The organism is Sphingobacterium daejeonense, from assembly GCF_901472535.1.
GTDB classification, from domain to species: Bacteria; Bacteroidota; Bacteroidia; order Sphingobacteriales; family Sphingobacteriaceae; genus Sphingobacterium; species Sphingobacterium daejeonense.
Genome location: NZ_LR590470.1, coordinates 1,118,205 through 1,139,796 on the forward strand (window position 1 = coordinate 1,118,205; position 21,592 = coordinate 1,139,796).

Sequence of the window (21,592 nt, forward strand, 5' to 3'; positions counted from 1 at the left end):
TAATATCTCACATCTCATGTCACAGATCTCATATCTAAACTTTGATATCTCACATCTCACATCTCACATCTCTCTCTCACGGCTTATCCCACCATAATTCTGTGCTTAATGGCACTTCAGCTGGGACATTGGATCCGTTTTCTGTGATTTCTTCTGCTGGGTATGCTACGCGGCGGATAAATTTATCGCCTAGTACAGCTCCGACTGGCAGTTTGAAGTCTTTGTATTTATAGTCAAATCTGCGGACATCGTTCCATGCTTCGGAGTTGAGATAAGTAACAACATATTTTTCGCGGAATATATCCAAAAGGGTAAGGCTTGCCTGTCCTTTTGAAACGGCCGTGATATATTTGGTAGCGTCTGCTGCAGGCACTCCTAATTTGTCCATACTGGCTTTTATTCCGGCTTGGTACGCAGTATATGCCAAAGCCTGGTTATTGTCTCTGAATGCTGCTTCTGCCTCGATGAATTTTACTTCAGCATAGGTCAGGATCGTTAATGGAGCTGCATCATTTGACAATGGTGAATTATAGCTGATATAGCATTCATCACGGACTGTGTTTGCAGCACCGGTGTTACCTTCGCCATTTCGGGTTCCTTTATAAACACCATGAACGGTTTTCTCGGTGATCTTAGATACCCTAGGATCTTCTATGCCATAGGTCGTTCCATTTAATTGATCAATAAAGTTGCTGGACAACCAGCCATCCAAAACATTTTGAAGGTTGCTTCTCGAAATAGATGCCCAAGGATTCACCCCGTCAAATGTGGCCATACCAACATCTTCGGCATTAGATTCTAAGGATGCTTGAGCTGCTGCGATTACTTCTTTTGCATTGTATGTTGATTTTTTGCTCACTTTGTTGAGCGCTCTTGCTTTCAGTCCATTTGTAAAACGGATCCATTTATCGATATCTCCACCATTCAACAGATCGTCTTTTTCTGTCAATGTTTGGGAACCGTCAGTTTTCTTAAAGTTTTCCAAAGCTTTGTTTAGCAAAACGATCTGTTCTTTATATAGATCTTCTTCACTATCATAAGGAACGGTTAAAATGGGTTCCTTTCCAAAAGCTTGGCTGTAAGGTACTGATCCCCAAGTATCAGATACCAATGCTAATTGATACGCTGTAAGAGCTTGAGCAACCCCGAGATGGTGATAGGCTGCAGCCTCTTCAGATTTTACCATATAGTCATATAAATCAGCCAAGGCATAGAATAAGTTATTCCATGTGGTAGAGTTATTGGTTATTTGGTAAGTATCGGTGTCAGATCCTGCTGAAGGACTGGCAAAATATTGAGCATAGTGATTATTAAAAGTTGCAATTCTATAATTGTTGAATGCAGCTTTATGTGTTGCTGTTGTTAACAGCGCATTTAAAGGAGGATTTTGTACCAAATTAGGGTTTTCAGTTAGATCAAAGTAGTCCTTACAGCTATTCAATGATAACAGCCCTAATGCTAAAATGGATATCTTTCCTATTTTGATGAATTTTTTCATGATCTTAAGAATTAAAAGCCAACATTTAAGCTGAATAAGAAACTCCGAACAGCAGGATAGGTCATCCCTGCGAAACCTTCGATATTGGATCCGCTTGCAGTGGTTGAGTTTTCAGGATCATAACCTGAATATTTAGTCCATAGCAATAGGTTGTTACCTGTAACTGAAATTCTAGCATTCTTAATAAACTTGTTTTCTAACCATTGTTGAGGAAGCCCATAACCAATCGAAACGGATCTCAGTCTCAACCAAGAGGCATCTTCAACGAAGAATTGTGAGTTTCCGCGATAATAATCTCTATAGTATCCATTGCCATAGTTTACATCATTTTTAGGATCTTTCCCTTGTCCTAACCAAACTTCTTTGGTGTTTTTATTTCCGTCAGCTGTTACACCATCGAAAACAGTATAGTCATTGCGGTTTTCGGTATAATCTGCTTCTCCGAATGCTGCCATAAAGTTTCCTAATTGGTTGTAACGGTATTGTCCTACACGAGCATCAAACAAAACATTCAATGAAAGGCTCTTGTAGTTGAAGGTGTTATTCCATCCTCCAATCCAACTAGGTTGAACATTTCCGAGTTTTTTTGGAACTGAGGTAGATTCCAATACCGGGAATCCATTTGCACCAATTAAAAGCGGACGGCTTTCGTCGTATTCACTGGTTTTATCCAAGCCCTGTGCGATTTCATCTGGCGTATAATAACGTTTGTAGGTTCTTCCATACAAAGTACCATAAGATTCTCCAGGTTTAATACGCATCGAAACAGTAGAACTTAGATATCCGAATTCTGAAGATACCACAATTTCATCGTCTAAGTCCTCACGAATTTCCAATACTTTGTTTCTGTTGAAAGAGAAGTTAATATCAGAGTTCCATGTAAAATTTTCCTTTTTAACAGGTACTGTATTCAGTGTTATTTCTAAACCACGGTTTCTAATACTTCCGGCATTAATTGCGGCAGTAACATATCCTGTGGTTGATGTTACAGGTACTTTAATAATTTGGTCTTTACTCACCGAATTATAAAAATTCAGGTCAAAGCCTAATCTGCTGTTATAGAATTTCATTTCCAAACCAGCTTCTATGGTATTTGTAAATTCAGGTTTTAAATTTTCATCACCCAAAAGTGCAGGTCTTGTGAATCCAATATATCCCGTTGGTAAGGACGTATATGGTCCAAATCCTTTACTCGTAGAGTATGGAGCAGCATCTTTACCAATTCCGGCATAAGAAAGTCTCAGTTTTGAGAAATTTATCACTTCAGGCAATTTTATATGGTCTGAAAAAACATAACTCAAGGATGCAGAATTATAAGTAAAGGCTCTGTTTTTAGGATTTAGGGTTGAGGTAATATCTGTTCTGCTGGTTAAGGTCAAAAACAAATAATCTTTGTAAGTCATTTCCAGCTCTCCAAAAAAGCCCATCAGTCTATATTTTTCATTATAAGATGATGACTTTAGAATATTTGCATTGCCAAGATCAAACCAATCATACACAGTCAAATCGCCTCCTTCGGTCGCATTTCTCTTGGTTACTTGATCGTAAATATCTTGTCCTACCCTTACTTTACCACCGAAATCTTCGTTGAATTGATGCTTAAAGGTTGCAATGAATGTACTGTTCAATGCTCTATAATTATTGTTATAGACATTGTAAAAACCTCTACCATCAGCTCCTTCGACACCATTATCATATACGATACGTTCGTCAGTCAGTCCCTGAAAACCGATTGCAGTAGCTTCTCTGTCATCTCGGTAGGTGTCTACCCCAATGCGATACATTAAGTCTACCCATTTGGCAGGTGAATAAGTTAGATCAAATCCTCCGATTACACGCAGGACATCATCTTTGAATCTGTTTGTGTGAGCGATGTAAATGGGGTTGTCCGTTTCACCATAAGAATTCATGGTTCCATTTTCAAGAACATAATCTCTGATATTATGTCTTGGAGACCAGTAGATAAGTTGTTCAGCGTATCTATTGGCATTTCCACGATAACCACCCGAGTTATTTACTGATATCGAAGAAGTACCTTTCAGTTTTTCATTGATAGTAAAATTTGTATTTAATCTGGCTTGCAGATTTTTAAAATCTGTAGCAGGTAAAACACCATTATGTTTCAGTTGGGAAATCGATGTTAAGAATGTGAATTTTTCGGATCCTCCAGAAAAGCTCAACGAGTTTCTGAATTGGTTACCAGTATCGAATGCTTCTTCAAACGGTTTATATAATTGAGCAGGGTGAGTAGGGTCTAATTTAATAGCCTCTTCAACTGTTGGTCCAAATGCTGGCCAGAAATCGTCTTTGTTATAAACTCCTTGCCATCCTTGGGAATACGTATCCTGCATTTTAGGGAATTTATTGACATTTTTCAAATCCTACTGTTCCCTGATAATCTATTTTTATCGTTCCAGCTTTTCCACTCTTAGTGGTTATAACAACTACACCATTAGCGCCCCGCAAACCGTACAATGCTGTTGCGGCACCTCCTTTAAGGATATTGATGGTTTCAATGTCGTCGGGGTTGATATCGACTGCCCTGTTACTCATTCCTCGAACTTCAGCAGTACCGCCTTGTGTTGATGTTGAGTTATCCATCAGGATACCATCAATTACAAATAGAGGTTGACTAGGACGAGTAGGATCGATGGAGTTAATACCGCGGATTTGGATATTAGCACCTTGTCCTGGGGCACCTCCCGTGGAACTAATGTTTGCACCAGCAATTTTACCCTGGAGGGCATTCACTAAGTTGGATTGTTTGGTTGGCGTTTAGGGTTGCACTATTTACTCCTTGTGCACCATAACCTAGGGATTTTGGATTCCTTTCGATTCCAGCGCGGTTACTACGACTTCGTCAATAGCATCATCGACTTGTTGTAATTGGACATTGAAATTTGTTTTGCCGGCGATCGGTACTTCCAATGGGGCGTAACCTACGGCCCTGATTTGCAAGGTTCCATCGCTAGGGGCATTTAGGTTGAACAATCCGTTCTCATTGCTGGCGGTACCTGTTTGCGTACCTTTTACAAAAATGGAAGCCCCAGCTATGGGTTCACCATTTGCGTTTGTAACCTTTCCAGCTATGGACAATTGTTGCGCGGAGAGCATCTGTATGGAGCATAACGATGCAACCGCAATTGATAAGCAAGTTGGTAGTTTCATCTTTAGCGTTATTGGTTATTAAGATAAACGAATATAACGGATTCATGTTAAAAACAATGAATTATTTGCAAAATAATGCAGGAAATTATAGAGTTCTTTTAGTTAAGAGGAGAAATGGTAGTTATTTTCTTAATTTCTTTGCGGTTTTTTGAGCGTTTTGGAAACGGTTCCAAAAATTTTAAATTTCTTGCTAAAAAAAACGGGAAAGACTAAATCTTTCCCGTTTTTTATGTGTTTAAACTTATTAATATCCTGGGTTTTGTTGTTCTTCTAAGCCTGGATTGGCATCAAGTTCTAATCTTGGGATTGGTAATATAGTTTTATAGAATGTTCTGTTGATGGATTTTTCGCGGTGCGTCATCGATACACCAACATGTTCATCATTAAACGTGATCGTTTTGTTCGTTCTGATCATGTCCCAATAACGGAATCCTTCGCCATATAGCTCTTTACTTTTTTCGTCCAAAATCATTTGTTCTGTAACAGTAGCAGCAGTTGCCAAAGGTAATTTTGGAGATCTTTTACGGATTTCATTAAGATAAGTTGCAGCTTTCGTTTTGTCTGGAGAAGATTTCTTTAAAGCTGATTCAGCAGCATTCAAGTAAATTTCAGATAAGCGCACAACTTTAATGTTTACAGCAGTATAAGTATCCTTACCATCACCATCCATCTCTACGGATCCAACATATTTGTAACATGATGCCTGTCTTTCCAATTCATCATCTGTGAAAATTCCCCAGCGAACATCGGTTTCATCTTGTCCTAATCTTTCTAGGAAGTAATCTGATGCTGTAAAATTACCCAAAGCATTATTGACTTTGTTTTTTAGATAATAGAAACCTAAAGAAGATGACCCCAAATCTCCCTGATCTTTGGCAATTGTTATTTCAAAAATTGATTCTTTTCCAAATTGATTTGCCCAAGAGGATACCCATTCTGAATTTGAATAAAGGGAGTAAACCTTAGAATCTATGATTTCTTCAGCCGTTGCCAATGCTTTATCATAATTACCCATAGTCATATAAACCCTTGAAAGAATGGCTCTATTAAGGTAATAATTGATATATCCATTTGATTTTGTTTTTGAAAGCAATGGTGCTGCAGCTTCTAAGTCAGCAATGATTTGTGTGTAAACATCAGCAACTTTGCTTCGTAATGGCAGGGCAGAGGTTTCCAAAAGTTCTGTAACAACAGGTACGCCATGTGCATTTGGATCCTCTGTATATGTTTTTCCATATAGCTTGACCAAGTCAAAATGTAGCAAGGCACGGAATGTCAAAGCTTGACCTTCATAATTATTGAAGTCTAGTTCAGTTCCAGCAGCCTGCAAGCCATCAATACTTTTTATGATGTTGTTCGCTTGCATGATAGCGTTGTATCCATCTGTCCAGAAGTCTGCATAATTATTGTTGTTTACAGAATGGTTGAATACATATAGCGCGTCTAATCCACGTCCTTGCGATACGATGGTTAGATCACCACCTTTAGTATCTCCATAAAGTAACATGTTTCTGCCATATAGGCTTGATTGCGCGACTTTTCTTGTCAGACCATTGATCATTACCTTAGCATCAGCTAAAGTTTGGATGGTAACACTTGAGTCTGTTGAATCCGTTGGCTTTACGTCTAAGAAGTCCTTGCATGAGAACATTGTTAAACTGGCTAAAGCTATTATATAAAGTGATTTCTTTTTCATAATGACATTAATTGATAGGTTATAAACTAACTTCTAAACCGAATGTATAAGTTTTTCCGAATGGGTTTTCCCATCCACGAGTACCATATTGGTTAACCTCGGGATCTGCCCATTTGAATTTAGAAGCTGTTAATAAATTAGTACCATTAAAGAATATTCTTGCGTTGCTCAATCCTATTTTATTGCTAACTGTAGCTGGCAATCTGTATGAAACATTTACATTTTTTAAGCGAATGTAAGATGCATCATATAGATGACGGGTTGAACGTGTGATACCATCTTCAGGGTCATTACCACTTACGAAAGGATATAATGAGTTTGGATTGTCAGGTGTCCAAACATTTTGAATGGCATAGTAGGAGCGTATTCTTTCCCAATAGTAACCGTCTTCAGCCACATCTCTAGAACCAGAATCGAATATTTTACCGCCTAATTTGTAAGTGAAATTGAATCCTACTGATATTCCTTTGTATTCAAAATCGGTATTAATACCACCATAAGCTTTAGGGATTGGAGACCCTGCAATGATTTGTTTTGCGTCAGCTACTTTGTTTGTTGCGCCACGGCCATTGTGTAAAAATTCGCCTTCAGTTCCATCATTTGTATACCAAATAGGCTTACCATTACTTGGATCAACACCAGCCCATTCTGCCAAATAATATGAAAATACGTCTTCACCTTCTTTATAAATAAACTGAACACGGCTATCTCCACCAGTTGGATCCCACCATGTCAGATCTTTACCTCCATATAATTTTGTAACCTTAGACTTTTGGAAAGATGCATTTACATTGGCAGACCATCTGAAATTATCCTTTCTGATAATGTCTCCACCCAATGAAACCTCCAAGCCTTTGTTATTGATTTCACCAACGTTCATCAATGTTGAATTGAAACCAGTAACCAATGAGATGTTTACATCTTGTAATAGGTCTCTGGAATCTCTGGTGAAATATTCAACGGAACCGAATAGTCTATTGTTGAACAATCCAAATTCTACTCCTGCATTGAAGGAATAGTTTTTCTCCCATTTTAGGTTTTGATCGGCAATGGTAGTTAAATTACCACCTGGTTGATCCATGTAATTGAATCCATAGGTAGCAAGTGATCTCCAGCCATAGTCATTCATGGGCAAAGTACCATTTGTACCATAAGATGCTTTAATTTTCAACAGGTTTATTTCCTCAATATCAGAAATAAAACCTTCGTTCATGAGATTCCATGCAGCAGATAGTGACCAAAAGTTACCCCAGCGTGTGTCTGGTCCAAATCTCGAGTTACCATCCCTTCTTAAAGATCCAGATAAGAAATATGTGTTTTTAAAGTTATACTCTGCTCTAGAGAAAACGGACATCATATTGTTTCCCCACAAAAATGCACTCGCATCCTTGATACCTGCTGTTGCTACAGTATGTAACGAACTAGAAGGCAGGTTGGAACCGCTTGCATATTGGTAGTTGGTTTCATTTTTTTCAGCCTCAAAACCTACGAGTAAATCAAGATTATGGTCGTCAGCAAAGGTCTTGTTATAATTTAATGTTGTCGAAGAGATAATCTTTTTGATATTGGTGTCGTATTCAAATACAGTTCCATTTGCCGTTGCTCCATATGTCGTATGGTAATGAAGTGGGCTATAATATAAATGATCTTTGACCACTGCGTTATCATAAGAGAAAATGGTTTTACCTGTTAATCCAGGCAAAAACTTAACAGTTAATGAGGGTGCAGCAACAATTCTCATGGTTTTTGAATTATTTTCCCATTGTTTATCATAGAATAGAGGGTTATAACCTAAGGAGCTATAACGCAACTTATATTCTTCACCAGTCTTATAGTCTGTTGGCCAATAGAATGGAAACAAAAGATTGTTTGCCAAGTACATATAATTGGTACCTGTGTTACGGGTATCATTATAACCTTCTTTATTGTTGTGGCTCAAATTGAAATTTGTGGCAAATTCTACCTTATCTGTCAATTGATGAGAAAAATTTAGTCTTCCCCCGATTCTTTCGAATTCATTGGTATATGCACGGCCTTTGTCCGTGGTGTATGATAAGGACGAATAGTATTTTGTTTTATCCGTAGCTCCACTTGCAGAGAGGTCATTAGTTTGATATTGTCCGGTTCTGAAAAGGGCATCATTCCAGTCGAAATACTTACCGTCACGATTTTCTACACCATCCGTTTTACCTTTGATGATGATTTTATCATACAAACCGATTCCCTCGCTTGAGAATTCATAGCCATGAATACCAAATCTGGTATTCATCCTGTTCAAAGCATAGGTATTTGCCTCCTCTTCGGTGTATCCATTTGAGGTTCTGTAGTCGTGGAAAATCTGATAGAAATATTGGATTTGTTCCTGAACATTCCCTGGTTTGTAATTATCTGTTGCCCAGGTTGGGGTGATTCCAAGAGATGTCCTGAAGTCAATTTTTGGTTTTCCACTTTTACCGGATTTAGTAGTGATGATAACTACGCCATTTGCAGCCCTTGATCCATAAAGGGAAGCTGCTGCAGCATCTTTTAGGACAGATACAGACTCGATGTCACTAGGGTTAATAGTTGACATAATGTTGTTGGTTGTACCTGACAATGCACCGGTCATTTGGCCTGTGTTTCCAGATGAAACTGGAACACCATCAACTACATAGAGTGGTTCATTAGATGCATTCATTGATCCAATACCTCTGACACTGATGGATGAGGTTGCGCCTGCTTGACCGGAAGTCGATGTGATTTGAACTCCAGGCATCCTTCCTGTTAGTGCATTTTCAAAGGAAGTGTTTGGAATATCCTTTAAATCCTTGTCATAATTTACCACGGAAGCAGAACCGGTAAATGAGCTTTTTTTGGCCGTTCCATAAGCTACGACCATTACCTCGTCGATAGCTTGGTCATCTTGTTGAAGACTGATGTTTAAGGTCTTTCTTCCATTTAATGGGACTTCTTGTTTGTTATATCCGATATAGGATATCACTAAGGTTGCGTTGTGGTCTGCATTGATACTGAACAAACCATTTTCGTTTGTGCTCGTGCTGATTGATGTTCCTTTAACCGATACGGTTACTCCGGCGATTGGAGCTCCGTCTGGTCCAGAAACTTTTCCAGCTACTGCGATTTGCTGTGCATTAACGACCTGCATAGACGTACAGGCCATCACGCACAAGGTTGTGAGTAGATGATGTTTCATAATTATGGTTATTGTTTTTCTAGGTAATCTTTTACTATTTATTTTTTGAGGATCCCGATACCAGGTCTCTCTGGAAGTATGCACTTTCCTTTTATTACTTGCATTCCGTCGTAGATGTCGTTTCCAATCAATAAGGCTCCATCCAAGTCTGCCCAATCAACCAATGGTGCCAATTGTGCTGCAGCACTGATTGCGCAAGATGTTTCTGTCATACAGCCCAACATTACTTTCATGTCCAACGCTTTGGCTAGTTCTGCCATTTTTTTGGCCTCCCGCATGCCTGTACATTTCATTAATTTGATGTTTATCCCGGTATATACCCCTTTCAGACCAGGGACATCAACTAAACGTTGGCAACCTTCATCGGCAATTGTAGGAATTGGAGAATGTTCAGTCAACCAAGCATTTTCGTCGATCATCTCTTTAGGCATCGGTTGTTCTAGAAAAACAACATTCTTTTCCTTTAACCAATGCGACATTTCTAAGGCTTCTTCTTTGTTTTTCCATCCTTGGTTTACATCTGCACAAAGCGGTACATCAGTAACAGAACGGATGGTATCAATAATCATTTTGTCGGTATCTAAACCTAGTTTCACTTTCAAGATCTTGAATTGTCCTGCTTCAGCGACTTTTTTTCGAATCATCTCCTCAGTGTCAATTCCGATGGTGTATGATGTCGGTGGAATCAGGTCAGGATTCAATCCCCATATTTTATAAAAAGGCTGTCCCATCAATTTTCCAAGGACATCATGCAGGGCGATGTCCACAGAAGCCTTTGCTGCGGTATTTTTGCTGTCAACTTGATCGATGTATTGCAGGATCTCTTCGGTCTGAAAAGGTGAATCAAATCCTGAAAGGTCTACTTTATTCAAGAAATTGATTACAGATTCTTGAGATTCTCCAAGGTAGGGTGGCATGCTGGCTTCACCATAACCGATGACCCCATCGTATTCCAATTCTGTCAGAACAACAGGTGTTGTAGATCTACTGAAAGATGCTACGGTAAATACATGACGTAATTCTAAAGTATATGGCTTATAGCGTAGGGTAAATTTTCCCATTTTTTTGCTGTGCCATTCGTTGCTGTTCATCATTATTATTGTTTGTAATAAGGGTTTTCTTGGATTTTTTGAACCTGTTGGTCCTGAATTCCGATGTATCTTTTGGCAGCTACAACGGTTCTGGTTTGAAAGTCATCATAATTGCTAGCATCCTTTAACATCGAATTGATGCGAACAGTTCCAGCTGAATGGATAAATTCTCCATTTCCAATATATAAGGCTACATGTGTGACGCGTGCATTTGGGTTGCTATTCTTGCCAGAAGCAAAGAACAACAAATCTGCGGGTTTTAGGTTCTTTAAGGCTTTGTTTGGATCGAAGTGACCATCTTTATCTAAGATATCAATTGCTTGACCTGCTAGTACTTGTTGTGAGGCATCCCGAGGAATAATGTATCCATTCATGTAGTAAGCGGTTTTAGTAAAACCACTGCAATCAACACCTTTTACGGAAGTTCCGCCCCATAGATAGGGAAGTCCCATCATGGTCTTTGCACTGTTAATAACATTTTCAGGAGTGAGTTCTCTAGATTTTATCCAATTTTCAAAGGTTAAAGCCTCCTCTTTCGGGATGAATGCAATACGATTGTCTGGATAGGATACTTTATAATAATTTCCTTCTTCGGCAACCAAACCTAAAATATCACCATAAACCAAATCAGAAACGCGCAAGCTTTTTGGGTCGGCTTGGGATAGTGATTTTCCGAATTCTGCAGTATATATGATTTTCGGCATTTCTCTCCACTTATCGAGGCTATTTTTGTCCATTGCAGCAACTGAAGAAGCCGGGACATAAGAAATATAACCTTCGGGAGTTCTGGCTCTGAATTCGCCATCTACCTTTTGAAGGAGATCTATTTCAGTGCCTAATAATGCTTGTGTAGCCATTTCAGAAGCATTTCCTGGTTTAGTCCTAAAGTTTGCAACCGATAGATTGACTACTCCATGTATTTTTTCGCCAACTGATGAGTCTGGGAGCGCATTAATTTTGATAGTTGCAGGAAGATTTGCAGTCTTTGTTTTTATAAAAGAACTTGCTTCAGGAATCGTTGATTCAACCGTGTAGGTATTGTTTATCGGATTAGCCGAAATTAGGGCTACTATTTTTGTTCGTTTATCAGGGGCGAATTGTTGTTTGGCATCTTGAACGATTTGATCAACTTTTTTATAGATCGTAGAGTCTGTTTGTGCGTTGGAAATATTACCTAAACAGAGAAATGTGCAGAATAGAGAAGCTATACGTATCATTATTCTAGTCTTTAATAATTGTTATATATGGTAAAACCGCATAAATATGCGAAAATTTGGATGTAATGAAGCATATTAATACGTTTTTTCCAAATAATTAACTGTTAATAACGCATAATTTACAATTGTTTAAAGCTTGTTCTTTGTAAATGCAATTCCTAATATTGTAATTACTATGCATTCAAGAAGAAAATTTATAAAACAAGGTATACTAGGTGCTGCCAGTATTGGAACTGTAGCAAGCGCTCTCTCGTGTCAAGGTGAGGAGAAACCCTCGAAGACTGTCCGTAAACCGATTGTTATATCGACATGGGATTTTGGTGTTGCCGCCAATTTAGCGGCTTGGGAAATATTAAAAAATAATGGCCGAGCGCTCGATGCTGTTGAGCAAGGTGTTAAAGTTCCGGAAGCTGACCTGAAGAACACGACAGTTGGTAAAGGTGGATATCCCGACCGGGATGGACATGTGACCTTGGACGCATGTATCATGGATGAGTTGGGGAACTGTGGTTCTGTAGCTGCCATGGAGGATATTGCACATCCAATTTCTGTTGCCCGATTGGTTATGGAAAAGACACCTCACGTGATGTTGGTGGGTGATGGAGCACGTCAGTTTGCCTTGGAAAATGGATTTACTGCCGAAAAGCTTTTGACAGCAGAATCTGAAGAAGCATGGAAGGAATGGCTTAAAGAAAAGAAATATAAGCCAGTGATGAATATTGAGAACAAATCTTTTGCCACAGAGAAACTTCCAGGCAATAAATATAACCATGACACCATCGGTATGTTGGCACTGGATGCTGATGGAAACTTGTCAGGCGCCTGTACAACCAGTGGAATGGCCTTTAAAATGCATGGCCGTGTAGGAGATAGCCCTATAATCGGCGCAGGACTGTATGTAGACAATGAAGTTGGTGGCGCGACATCAACAGGAGTTGGAGAGGAGGTCATTCGAAATGTAGGGAGTTTCTTAGTAGTTGAATTGATGCGACAAGGGTATTCGCCCGAGGAGGCCTGTAAAGAAGCTGTTATGCGAATCGTGAAAAAGAAACCCGAAATTGCTAAAGATATTCAGGTTGGATTTTTAGCCCTGAATAAAAATGGAGAATATGGATCTTATGCACTTCAAGATGGTTTTACATTTGCAATTTGCGATTCAGCGAAACAAGATTCAATAGAAAAAGGGAAATTCCACTATAAACCAAAAGAAGGATAAGGAAATAATTCTGACCTGCTAAAAAAGGCAAAAACGCGAATACCGTTTTTGCCTTTTTTTTATTTATGCCCTTTTATGAGCCTAGAGGCATGATTTTCTGTTAAAATTTAATAAATAATTAAAATTAACTCTTTTTAGTAATAATAGTTTAATAATTCATTAATTTAATTTTTCAATAACCTTTATAAATTTGCTTGTAACGATAATACCAAACAAAGCAAGCTTATTATGACTTGAAATTTAATTTAAAAGAAACAAAAAATTATTTACAAAAGAATTAATACATTAATGATTAAAAGAGTACTCCTGTTCGTTAGTTTCCTAACCCTATTCTATTCTTGTCGAAAAGACATCGAATTGCCATTTACAGAAAAAAAACAGTCTGTTTTATTTTCAAGTCAAATCTCAGGTCAAGTTCAATCCCGTGTATCGGGTAACCAATGGGATCAAAATGATTCCATATCAATTTTTATGTTTGAGGGGAATACGCTCAATGCTAACAGTGTACTAGCTGAGGGTTTCAATAAACAATTTATAACTAATAGTTCTGGAAATTTTTCTCCGAAGAATTCCAATAATGAAATTCGATTTCCAAAAGGGAAATCTGTGAATTTCAAATCATTCTATCCATTTCAAAGTGGTGATACATTTAACCGCAGGTTAGATATCTCCGACCAACAAGATCAATCCCATATTGATTATTTGGTTGGGGGAAGTGCAAGTAACTCCTCTGTACAAGAAGGTCCTGTCAAGTTGACAATGGAAAGGATCATGTCCAAGATTCAGTTTTCTGTTAAAGGGAAAGGTATTCAAGGAGTAACAGCGAAATTTCATGGATTAGAAACTGAAGGAGTTTTCAACTTGGAGGATGGAAGTCTTAAGCAAACCAAATCATTCAAGGAGGTTGAAGGAAAAGTTATCAAATCAGGGGAAGAAACCATTATTGAATGGATAGTTTTTCCGGGTAAGCTTAGCAAACAATCAAAAATTGTTTTCAGGAATAATAATGGGGATACTTATACTTGGGATATTGCAAAGCAGGACATTGACTATGCTGCCGGCAACAGATACCAATATTCTATTATCCTTGGGGATGAGGGGGAGGTGATCACCAAACCGAATATTTCCTACATGGAACTGCCCATCATTGCAAACTCTTCTGACTTGGAGTATAATTTCAAGATGACACCTGACCGTTCCAAGCGTAATTTTGCGATGCTGTATGACAAAAAGAACCGGTTGGCACTTTGGGTAGCGTATCCATTGAGCCGTGATTATTTAGGTAATCAGAAAAGATCCAATGCCTGGGCATTTGACCCTGCCTTTCCGAATCAATTTCAACCACATCTTTCAAAGGGATTTGGTCGTGGTTTTGACCGCGGTCATCAAATTCCTAGTGCTGACCGAACAAGAAACAGGGCAGAAAACGCAACAACATTTTATTTTACGAACATGACAGCTCAGGCCTCTTCAATGAACCAAGGTGTTTGGGCGAAACTGGAAATTAAAGTCCGTAATTGGGCCAAAAGTGCGGGTGTAGATACCATGTATGTGGTAACCGGAGCAGCAATCCAAACCAAAACGGATTCCCGTATAGATTATGTTAATGACAATTCTGGCAAGCAGGTAGCCAAGCCGAAATATTATTACAAAGCCTTGGCGATGAAGCGCGGTAAGGAATACTATACCATTGGGTTCAAGATCAACAATGAACCAATGAATACTCAAGCCGACCCGAATACGTACCGAATCACGGTCAGTGAGCTTGAAAAAGAAACAGGATATACTTTCTTTCCAGGGCTTTCGGAGGACAAAAAACAGACGATCAACAATTCTGTCTGGCGATAACCATGGATTTTATCAATTAAATATATAAAATGAAAACAAAACAATTCTTAAGCGCAACATTAGCTATCGTTGCCCTTATGGCATCTTGTAAAAAAGATGATTACCGAAAACTACCTTCAACAGAAGGTGTTCAGTTCACTTCAAAAATTGAAGGGAATGCAGCAACAAAAGCTTCAGGAACTACTTGGGGAGCGAATGATGAGATTGGCGTATTCATGAAGCAAGGAAGCGGATTGGGCAACGCATTGGCAGCCAACAAAAAGTATGTTACTCCTGGAAATGGAAACTTTACAGCAACTGGTGCTGATGTGATCAACTATCCTGATCAAGGAAAAGTTGACTTTATTGCCTACTATCCATATGCTTCGGCTGTAAGCGGAACTACATTACCGATCAATGTGAGCAACCAAACAGCTCAAGAGAAAATTGACGTAATGTATTCTAACAATGCTACAGGATTGGACAAAACATCAGGTAATCCAGCATTGACATTCCAACATAAATTGTCAAAAATAGAAATCAACGTTACTGGAGGAACTGGAGTTAATATTTCAGGATTAAAAGCTGTTTTGAATGCTGTTAATACCACTGCTTCCATGGATCTTGCTACGGGGGTAATTTCTGCAGGATCTAACTCAGCGAACGTAAATGCTAAAATCATCTCAGTTGATGGTAAAAACACAGTAGAAGCAATCTTGATTCCAGGGGATTACGCTGGAAAAGAAGTTGTTTTCACTTCCGGAAATGAAAACTTTAAATGGACTTTGCCTGCTAACCTTGCTTATGAAACAGGTAAGAAATACTCTTATAATGTGTCATTGGAATCGGGTGAGACTAAACAAGTAGTGGGTGAAGGAAATGCAACAATCACTGACTGGACTTCGATTATTGGTGGATCATTCAAAGCAGGAAAAGATGGTGGAACAGTAACTACTACACCTGAACCAACAACAAATGCAAAAGAACAAACTTTTTATCAAGAAGGATTTGGTGAAAAAGGAAAAGATAGATTAAAAGTTGAGAAATATATGGATTTTGAAAATAAAGGTGTTACCTATTCATCCATATTTCCAGGTTTCGCTGACATCCGTGCAACAAGCTCCATGAATTCACACCTATGGTTGCCAGCTAATAGAAACTCAGGTCTTAAAATTGAAGGATCAAATCAGAAGGATTTAAAGATGTAGTATTGACATTTGATATTGCTGCACAAGAACTAGGGCCTGTTAATGGAGTAACCGTAAAGATAAATGGTAAAGAATTGTCAACATCAGGAGATTTAAAATCAAAAAATAAATTTATTCCAGTTAAAGTGTCTGGTATTGAATCAGCTTCTACGATGACTCTTGAATTTGTTGGTACTGCTGCAAATAATAAAGTTGGCTACCGCGTTGACAACGTCAAATTAGTAGGAAAAAAATAATTTTTCATTAATAAGATAGGGGGCCGTTGCGGTCCCCATCTTTTCTCATATACTCTTCTTATCCAGAAGTAACTATGCAAAGAATTTTACCAATTATCATATTATTGACCTGTTTCAGATTTGTGGGATATTCTCAAGAAGGAATCCAACTGAAAGGGAAGGTAATACATGAATGCACCAAAGTCCCCTTGGTGGGGATCACGATTTTCCTGGAGCAGAACAAAATGACCACGAGTACAAATGAAGAAGGTGAATTTGTATTTGTGAACCTCAAACCTGGTAATGAGAAACTGACCATCCAATCTGCAGGATTCAGAAGCTTTGAGCTTAACTTAGAATTATTAGATTCTGGGTCAAGGACATTAGATGATATCGAACTTCTGGCGGAGAACCAGGTCGATGTACAGACCGTTCTGGGGGTCATCGACGATGGCATCATCTCCTCGGAAGGGGACATGAGCACGCAGGACATCCAGGTATCTGTTATCCTTTCCAATGACCTGTACCTCAACAAGGTCGGGTTCAAACTGTCGCCCTACCGATTCAGGGTAAGGGGCTACGACAACTTTTACGAACATACCTATATCAACGGTGTTCTGGCCAACGACCAATACCGCCGTGTGTTCAACTATGCCTCTATCGGGGCCTTGAACGACCTGACCAGGAACGGTGACGTCGTTAACTATAATCAAGTAGGCACTTATACGCTCGGGACCATCGGCGGTTCCGAGAACATCAATATGCGGGCGAGCTCCTATGCAAAGGGGGGCAAGCTCACCCTGTCCTATACGAACAGGAATTATTATGCGCGCTCGATGTTCAGCTACTCCACGGGTCTGAACGAGCGTGGCTGGGCCTTTACGGGGGCGGTCGGTGGCCGGTACTCCGACAAGGGAGCAATCCCGGGCACATCGTACAACAATCTTTCATATGCACTCTCCGCAGAGAAGCAATGGCAGGATGGAGATCATTCCCTGTCGCTCTTGACCTTTGGTTCACCCGTAGTCCGTGGACAGCAGGGTTCCTCTTTTCAGGAAGTGTATGATTTGGTTGGAAACAATCTTTATAACCCAAATTGGGGTTACCACAACGGGAAGGTAAGAAACTCCCGGATAGTAAAGGCTTTCGATCCCACAGCAGTGGTTTCGCACCGCTGGAAGATCGATGACAAAACCAGTCTGACCTCTGGCGGTATGTTCCATTATGGACGCTATAGCAACAGCGCACTGAACTGGTACAATGCCATGGACCCTAGACCGGACTACTACAGATATTTGCCGTCAAACTATGGAAAGTTTACACCTAAAATAGATATTTCAACGGTTGAGGAATACACTGGTCTTTGGAAATCTCGCGATCCAAGAGTTACCCAATTGAACTGGGACGAAATGTACAGGCAGAACATGAACCCAGAAAATGTACGCAAGAATGCTGGAGCAGCTCTTTACATGCTGGAACGTCGACATTCGGATGTGCTGGAAGGTACATTGAGCACTACTTTTCATAAACTATATGATAACAACTCCATTCTCACAGGAGGAATTGAAGCCCGTTCGAGCAGATCTTACCAGTACAAGACGGTAGATGACCTGATGGGCTCGAGCCACGTGCTGGACCTGGACAAGTTCGCCGAGCGCGAGAATCCGGGCAACGAGAGCATCAAGCAGAACGACCTTAAATATCCGAACCGCAAGGTGTACGAGGGTGATATCTTCGGCTATGATTTCGACATCGACATCGAGAGCGTGAATGCCTGGATAGCGAACAGCTACCAGACTCGGAACCTTGACATCTACTACGGCACGAAGATCGGCTATACGGATCTCCAGAGGAAGGGCAACATGATGAACGGCCGTTTTCCGGACCACTCCTATGGGAAGGGGCCGAAGTACGGTTTCGTCGATTTCACGGTGAAGGCCGGGGCCACGTATAAGTTCGACGGGAGGCATTTCCTGTCGGCGAACATGGCCTACATCACCGAACCGCCGTTGCCCGACCGCGCCTATGTGATGTCCAGGGTGACGGACCGTGTGGTGAAGGGCCTGTCGAGCGGGAAGGTGTTCCATTCGGACCTGAACTACGTGTTCTCGATGCCGAAGCTTGCGGGCAGGATCTCTGTCTTCCAGACGAATTTCTATGACCAGCTGGAGCGGATGAACTACTACCACGACTCCCAGCGGACCTTTGTTTTCCACAACCTGAGCGGTGTCGACCGCCGGCACAGGGGGATGGAGGCCAGCCTGACCTACAGCCTGGACCAGAACTGGAACTTCGATTTCATAGGGAGCTTTGGGGAATACTATTACAGCAACAACCCGATGGGGACGATGAACTCCGAGAACGGGCTGCTGGTGAACGTTGAGGAAACGGTGTACATGAAGAACCTCCATGTATCGGGGACACCACAGGCAGCGGGGATCGTAGCTGCGAGATACTTTTATGACTACTGGTTCTTTGAGCTGAGCGGTAACCTGGTGGGCAGAAATTACATGTCTGCAGCCCCGCTAAGGCGTACATCTTCAGTTTATTCAACCGTAAATCCCTATACAGAGAGTTATGAGTCGTATCAACAGTTGACTACCCAAGAACGTCTAGAGAGTAATTTAACAATTGATGCTTCTGTTGGTAAGCTCCTATATCTCAAAAACAGGAGGGCATTGAACTTCAATCTCTCGGTCATGAACCTTTTGAACAACAGAGGTATCGGAACTGGAGGTTTCGAACAGGGACGTCTTGACCTGACCTACCCGGATCGCTTCAGTTCAAGGTACTTCTATATGCAGGGACTGAACATTTTTTTCAACACAAGTTATAGGTTTTAAAATTAATACAACATGAAAAATATAGGCTACATATTATTGTTCTTCATCAGCATGTGCTTTATGTCCTGCGAGCGTGAATATATGCCACCACCGCTGACAGAGCCACAATATAAAGGCAAAGCTGCAAACATCACCATCAAACAGCTGAAAGATAGATATGCTACTCTGACAGCACCTACCTTGATAGAAGAGGAATTGATCTTCAAAGGCATTGTGACTGGTAACGATGAGTCTGGAAACATCTACAAACAGATCTATGTTCAGGATGAAACTGCTGCCATCAATATTGGGGTAGAACAGAATGCTGTATATGGCAAGTTTCAAGTTGGACAAGAAGTTTTTGTAAACTTAAAGGATCTCTATATTTTGAAATATGGCGGTGAATTGCAGATTGGACTGAGCACCACAAATGCAAACAGAATATCATGGTTAGATTTTCAAGAAAAAGTGCAGTTGAATTCTTGGCCAAATCCTGCCAATGCTATTCCTAAAGTTATCGAGTTAAACAAACTTACAGATGACATGGTAAACCAATTGGTGGAAGTTAAGGACATTCGCTTTTCCAATGGCGGGAAAAATCCTTTTTCTTCGAAAGATGCTACAACCAATGAGGAAATCAAAAATAAGGATGGAAATGTAATGATTGTGAGAACAAGTAACTATTCCAACTTTTCACAAGATATGCTGCCCTTGGGCAATGGAGGTTTAGTCGGTATCCTGGGGAGATTCAATGGAACATGGCAATTGTTATTAAGAACCAGCAGAGATATTAAATCATTTGATGGTCAAGAACCAGAAGGCAATAAACCTGTGTCAGGCAGTTTCTTCAAAGAAACTTTTGGTAAAGGGACTTATCCATCTGGAAACCGACCTAAAGTAGCTGATTTCAATGATTTTGACATGAAAGCACCTGTAAAATATACAGAAGAACTTGGAAGTGCAGATGTAAGAAGTGTTTCAGGTGATAATGGTGCTCACGTTTGGCTACCAGCAAACAAAGAATCAAATTTGAAAATCACTGGAATTAATACAAGAGATAAAGGCGATGTTACTTTGAACTTTCAATTGACAGCGAATCTTTTCGATGCTACAGCAGCTGCAAACTTAAATCAAATCCAGGTGAAGGTCAATGGTAAGTTGATGAATATCCCTAGCAAAGAAGTTTCAAATGCAGCTGGTGACAATAACAAATGGTACACCATCAGTATTCCAAACATTGAACAATCCAACAATGTGACCATTGAATTCATTTCTAAGTCTGATTTGAACAAAGTTGGTTTCCGTTTGGACAATATCGAATTGATAGGGGGTGCTGCAGGTCAAGAGGTCATCATCGTTAAGGGAGACAAGAAAAGATGATAAGAAGGTACATACGACCAAGAACTTGTGCTTTATTGGGATTTCTTCTTTCGAGTTTATTTGTCCAGGCACAACAGAAAAGTTATTCGGTATATCCGATAGCTTTCTATAATGTAGAGAACCTTTTTGATACCGAAAGGGATACAACGGTCTTGGATGGAGAGTTCACTCCATCAGGTGGCATGAACTGGACACCTGACAAATACAGGAAGAAACAGGAAAAACTTGCTTTTGTTCTGAGTCAAATAGGTCGAAGAAACTGCCCCGTTGGTCCAGCGCTGATCGGTCTGAGCGAGATCGAGAACAGAAAGGTTCTGGAAGACTTGGTAAACCAACCTTCCCTGGCAGAAAACAATTATCAGATCGTGCACTATGACTCTCCCGACCGCAGGGGGATCGACGTTGCCCTTCTGTACAATCCAGCGCTGTTCAGGTACGTGGATTCTCAGGTGCTGGGCTATAAAATCCCCAGCAGGCCGGACTATGTGACCAGGGACGTGCTGTTGGTGAAAGGGGTGATCGCCAATGAGATGGTCCATATTTTCGTGAACCATTGGCCATCGAGGTTCGGGGGCAAGTCGTCCGAGCTCCGCGAATTTGCGGCCAGCATTGTCAAGTCCGCCGTTGATTCCATCTATCACAAGAACCCGAACTCCAAGATCATCATCATGGGTGACCTGAACGACGATCCTGTCGATATCAGCGTCCGGGAAACATTGGGTGCCAAGAGCAGGAGGGAGAATGTAGTCCAAGGAGAACTCTACAACACCATGTACAACCATTATTCGAAAGGCATCGGCTCCTTGGGCTACCAGGCAAAATGGAGCCTGTTCGATCAGATCATAGTTTCCGAACCCTTGCTAGGCGAGGACCGGAAAACACTGAAGTTCTGGAAATCGGAGATCTACAATCCCGAATACCTGATCACCAAGGATGGCAGATACAAGGGCTATCCACTGAGGACTTTTTCAGGGAATTTGTTCCAGAATGGATATTCAGATCACTTCCCGGTATTGATCTATTTGCTGAAGGAAGTGGAATTGTAAAATAATTTTTATGTA

General features: G+C 40.3%; 15 protein-coding genes. 7 read left to right on the forward strand and 8 right to left on the reverse strand.

The features are described 5' to 3' along the window. Positions 1-76: 76 nt before the first annotated feature. From FGL31_RS05380 to FGL31_RS05405, 8 genes are all read right to left on the reverse strand, one after another. A complete protein-coding gene (locus FGL31_RS05380) occupies positions 77-1,498 on the reverse strand; it encodes a SusD/RagB family nutrient-binding outer membrane lipoprotein (protein WP_138089964.1) in 1,422 nt (473 codons plus the stop codon). Positions 1,499-1,509: 11 nt separating this feature from the next. After that, positions 1,510-3,849 carry a SusC/RagA family TonB-linked outer membrane protein gene (locus FGL31_RS05385; protein ID WP_232046289.1) on the reverse strand — a complete coding sequence of 780 codons (2,340 nt, stop codon included), beginning with the start codon at positions 3,847-3,849 and terminating at the stop codon, positions 1,510-1,512. Between the two features lie 10 nt (positions 3,850-3,859). After that, positions 3,860-4,249 (reverse strand): TonB-dependent receptor plug domain-containing protein, encoded by a 390-nt coding sequence (locus FGL31_RS24615; protein WP_232046290.1) that lies wholly within the window; start codon positions 4,247-4,249, stop codon positions 3,860-3,862. 60 nt (positions 4,250-4,309) lie between these two features. Next, positions 4,310-4,666, reverse strand: coding sequence for a carboxypeptidase-like regulatory domain-containing protein (locus FGL31_RS24620; RefSeq protein ID WP_232046291.1), 357 nt, complete (start codon positions 4,664-4,666; stop codon positions 4,310-4,312). 244 nt (positions 4,667-4,910) lie between these two features. Beyond that, a complete protein-coding gene (locus tag FGL31_RS05390; RefSeq protein WP_138089965.1) occupies positions 4,911-6,362 on the reverse strand; it encodes a RagB/SusD family nutrient uptake outer membrane protein in 1,452 nt (483 codons plus the stop codon). Positions 6,363-6,381: 19 nt separating this feature from the next. Beyond that, positions 6,382-9,555: a SusC/RagA family TonB-linked outer membrane protein gene (locus FGL31_RS05395; RefSeq protein WP_138089966.1), complete on the reverse strand. Its 3,174-nt coding sequence runs from the start codon at positions 9,553-9,555 to the stop codon at positions 6,382-6,384. Between the two features lie 38 nt (positions 9,556-9,593). Then, positions 9,594-10,649 (reverse strand): dipeptide epimerase, encoded by a 1,056-nt coding sequence (locus tag FGL31_RS05400; protein WP_138089967.1) that lies wholly within the window; start codon positions 10,647-10,649, stop codon positions 9,594-9,596. Positions 10,650-10,651: 2 nt separating this feature from the next. Further along, positions 10,652-11,863 carry a C40 family peptidase gene (locus FGL31_RS05405; RefSeq protein ID WP_138089968.1) on the reverse strand — a complete coding sequence of 404 codons (1,212 nt, stop codon included), beginning with the start codon at positions 11,861-11,863 and terminating at the stop codon, positions 10,652-10,654. 175 nt (positions 11,864-12,038) lie between these two features. On the opposite strand from FGL31_RS05405, the gene FGL31_RS05410 reads away from it, so the two are divergent. The 7 genes from FGL31_RS05410 (at position 12,039) to FGL31_RS05440 (ending at position 21,577) form a co-directional block, all read left to right on the forward strand. Further along, complete coding sequence (locus FGL31_RS05410) at positions 12,039-13,079, forward strand: glycosylasparaginase (protein ID WP_138089969.1); 1,041 nt, start codon at positions 12,039-12,041, stop codon at positions 13,077-13,079. A 288-nt stretch (positions 13,080-13,367) separates the two neighbouring features. Next, positions 13,368-14,927 (forward strand): DNA/RNA non-specific endonuclease, encoded by a 1,560-nt coding sequence (locus FGL31_RS05415; protein WP_138089970.1) that lies wholly within the window; start codon positions 13,368-13,370, stop codon positions 14,925-14,927. Positions 14,928-14,956: 29 nt separating this feature from the next. After that, the gene (locus FGL31_RS05420; protein WP_138089971.1) at positions 14,957-16,114 is read left to right on the forward strand and encodes a fimbrillin family protein; all 1,158 of its coding nucleotides are present in this window, start codon (positions 14,957-14,959) and stop codon (positions 16,112-16,114) included. 2 nt (positions 16,115-16,116) lie between these two features. Further along, on the forward strand, positions 16,117-16,350 hold the full coding sequence (locus tag FGL31_RS05425; RefSeq protein ID WP_138089972.1) for a hypothetical protein: 234 nt from the start codon (positions 16,117-16,119) through the stop codon (positions 16,348-16,350). Positions 16,351-16,472: 122 nt separating this feature from the next. After that, a complete protein-coding gene (locus tag FGL31_RS05430) occupies positions 16,473-19,172 on the forward strand; it encodes a carboxypeptidase-like regulatory domain-containing protein (RefSeq protein ID WP_232046292.1) in 2,700 nt (899 codons plus the stop codon). A 12-nt stretch (positions 19,173-19,184) separates the two neighbouring features. After that, a complete protein-coding gene (locus FGL31_RS05435) occupies positions 19,185-20,531 on the forward strand; it encodes a DUF5689 domain-containing protein (protein ID WP_138089974.1) in 1,347 nt (448 codons plus the stop codon). 35 nt (positions 20,532-20,566) lie between these two features. Continuing rightward, positions 20,567-21,577, forward strand: a complete 1,011-nt coding sequence (locus tag FGL31_RS05440; RefSeq protein ID WP_197734106.1) for an endonuclease/exonuclease/phosphatase family protein — start codon at positions 20,567-20,569, stop codon at positions 21,575-21,577. The last annotated feature ends 15 nt before the right edge of the window (positions 21,578-21,592 follow it).

What these genes read in the sequence shown, in the direction of transcription:
- FGL31_RS05380 (WP_138089964.1), bottom strand. Translation starts at nt 1,498, where the DNA reads ATGAAAAAATTCATCAAAATAGGAAAGATATCCATTTTAGCATTAGGG.
- FGL31_RS05385 (WP_232046289.1), bottom strand. Translation starts at nt 3,849, where the DNA reads ATGCAGGATACGTATTCCCAAGGATGGCAAGGAGTTTATAACAAAGAC.
- FGL31_RS24620 (WP_232046291.1), bottom strand. Translation starts at nt 4,666, where the DNA reads ATGAAACTACCAACTTGCTTATCAATTGCGGTTGCATCGTTATGCTCC.
- FGL31_RS05390 (WP_138089965.1), bottom strand. Translation starts at nt 6,362, where the DNA reads ATGAAAAAGAAATCACTTTATATAATAGCTTTAGCCAGTTTAACAATG.
- FGL31_RS05395 (WP_138089966.1), bottom strand. Translation starts at nt 9,555, where the DNA reads ATGAAACATCATCTACTCACAACCTTGTGCGTGATGGCCTGTACGTCT.
- FGL31_RS05400 (WP_138089967.1), bottom strand. Translation starts at nt 10,649, where the DNA reads ATGATGAACAGCAACGAATGGCACAGCAAAAAAATGGGAAAATTTACC.
- FGL31_RS05405 (WP_138089968.1), bottom strand. Translation starts at nt 11,863, where the DNA reads ATGATACGTATAGCTTCTCTATTCTGCACATTTCTCTGTTTAGGTAAT.
- FGL31_RS05410 (WP_138089969.1), top strand. Translation starts at nt 12,039, where the DNA reads ATGCATTCAAGAAGAAAATTTATAAAACAAGGTATACTAGGTGCTGCC.
- FGL31_RS05415 (WP_138089970.1), top strand. Translation starts at nt 13,368, where the DNA reads ATGATTAAAAGAGTACTCCTGTTCGTTAGTTTCCTAACCCTATTCTAT.
- FGL31_RS05420 (WP_138089971.1), top strand. Translation starts at nt 14,957, where the DNA reads ATGAAAACAAAACAATTCTTAAGCGCAACATTAGCTATCGTTGCCCTT.
- FGL31_RS05435 (WP_138089974.1), top strand. Translation starts at nt 19,185, where the DNA reads ATGAAAAATATAGGCTACATATTATTGTTCTTCATCAGCATGTGCTTT.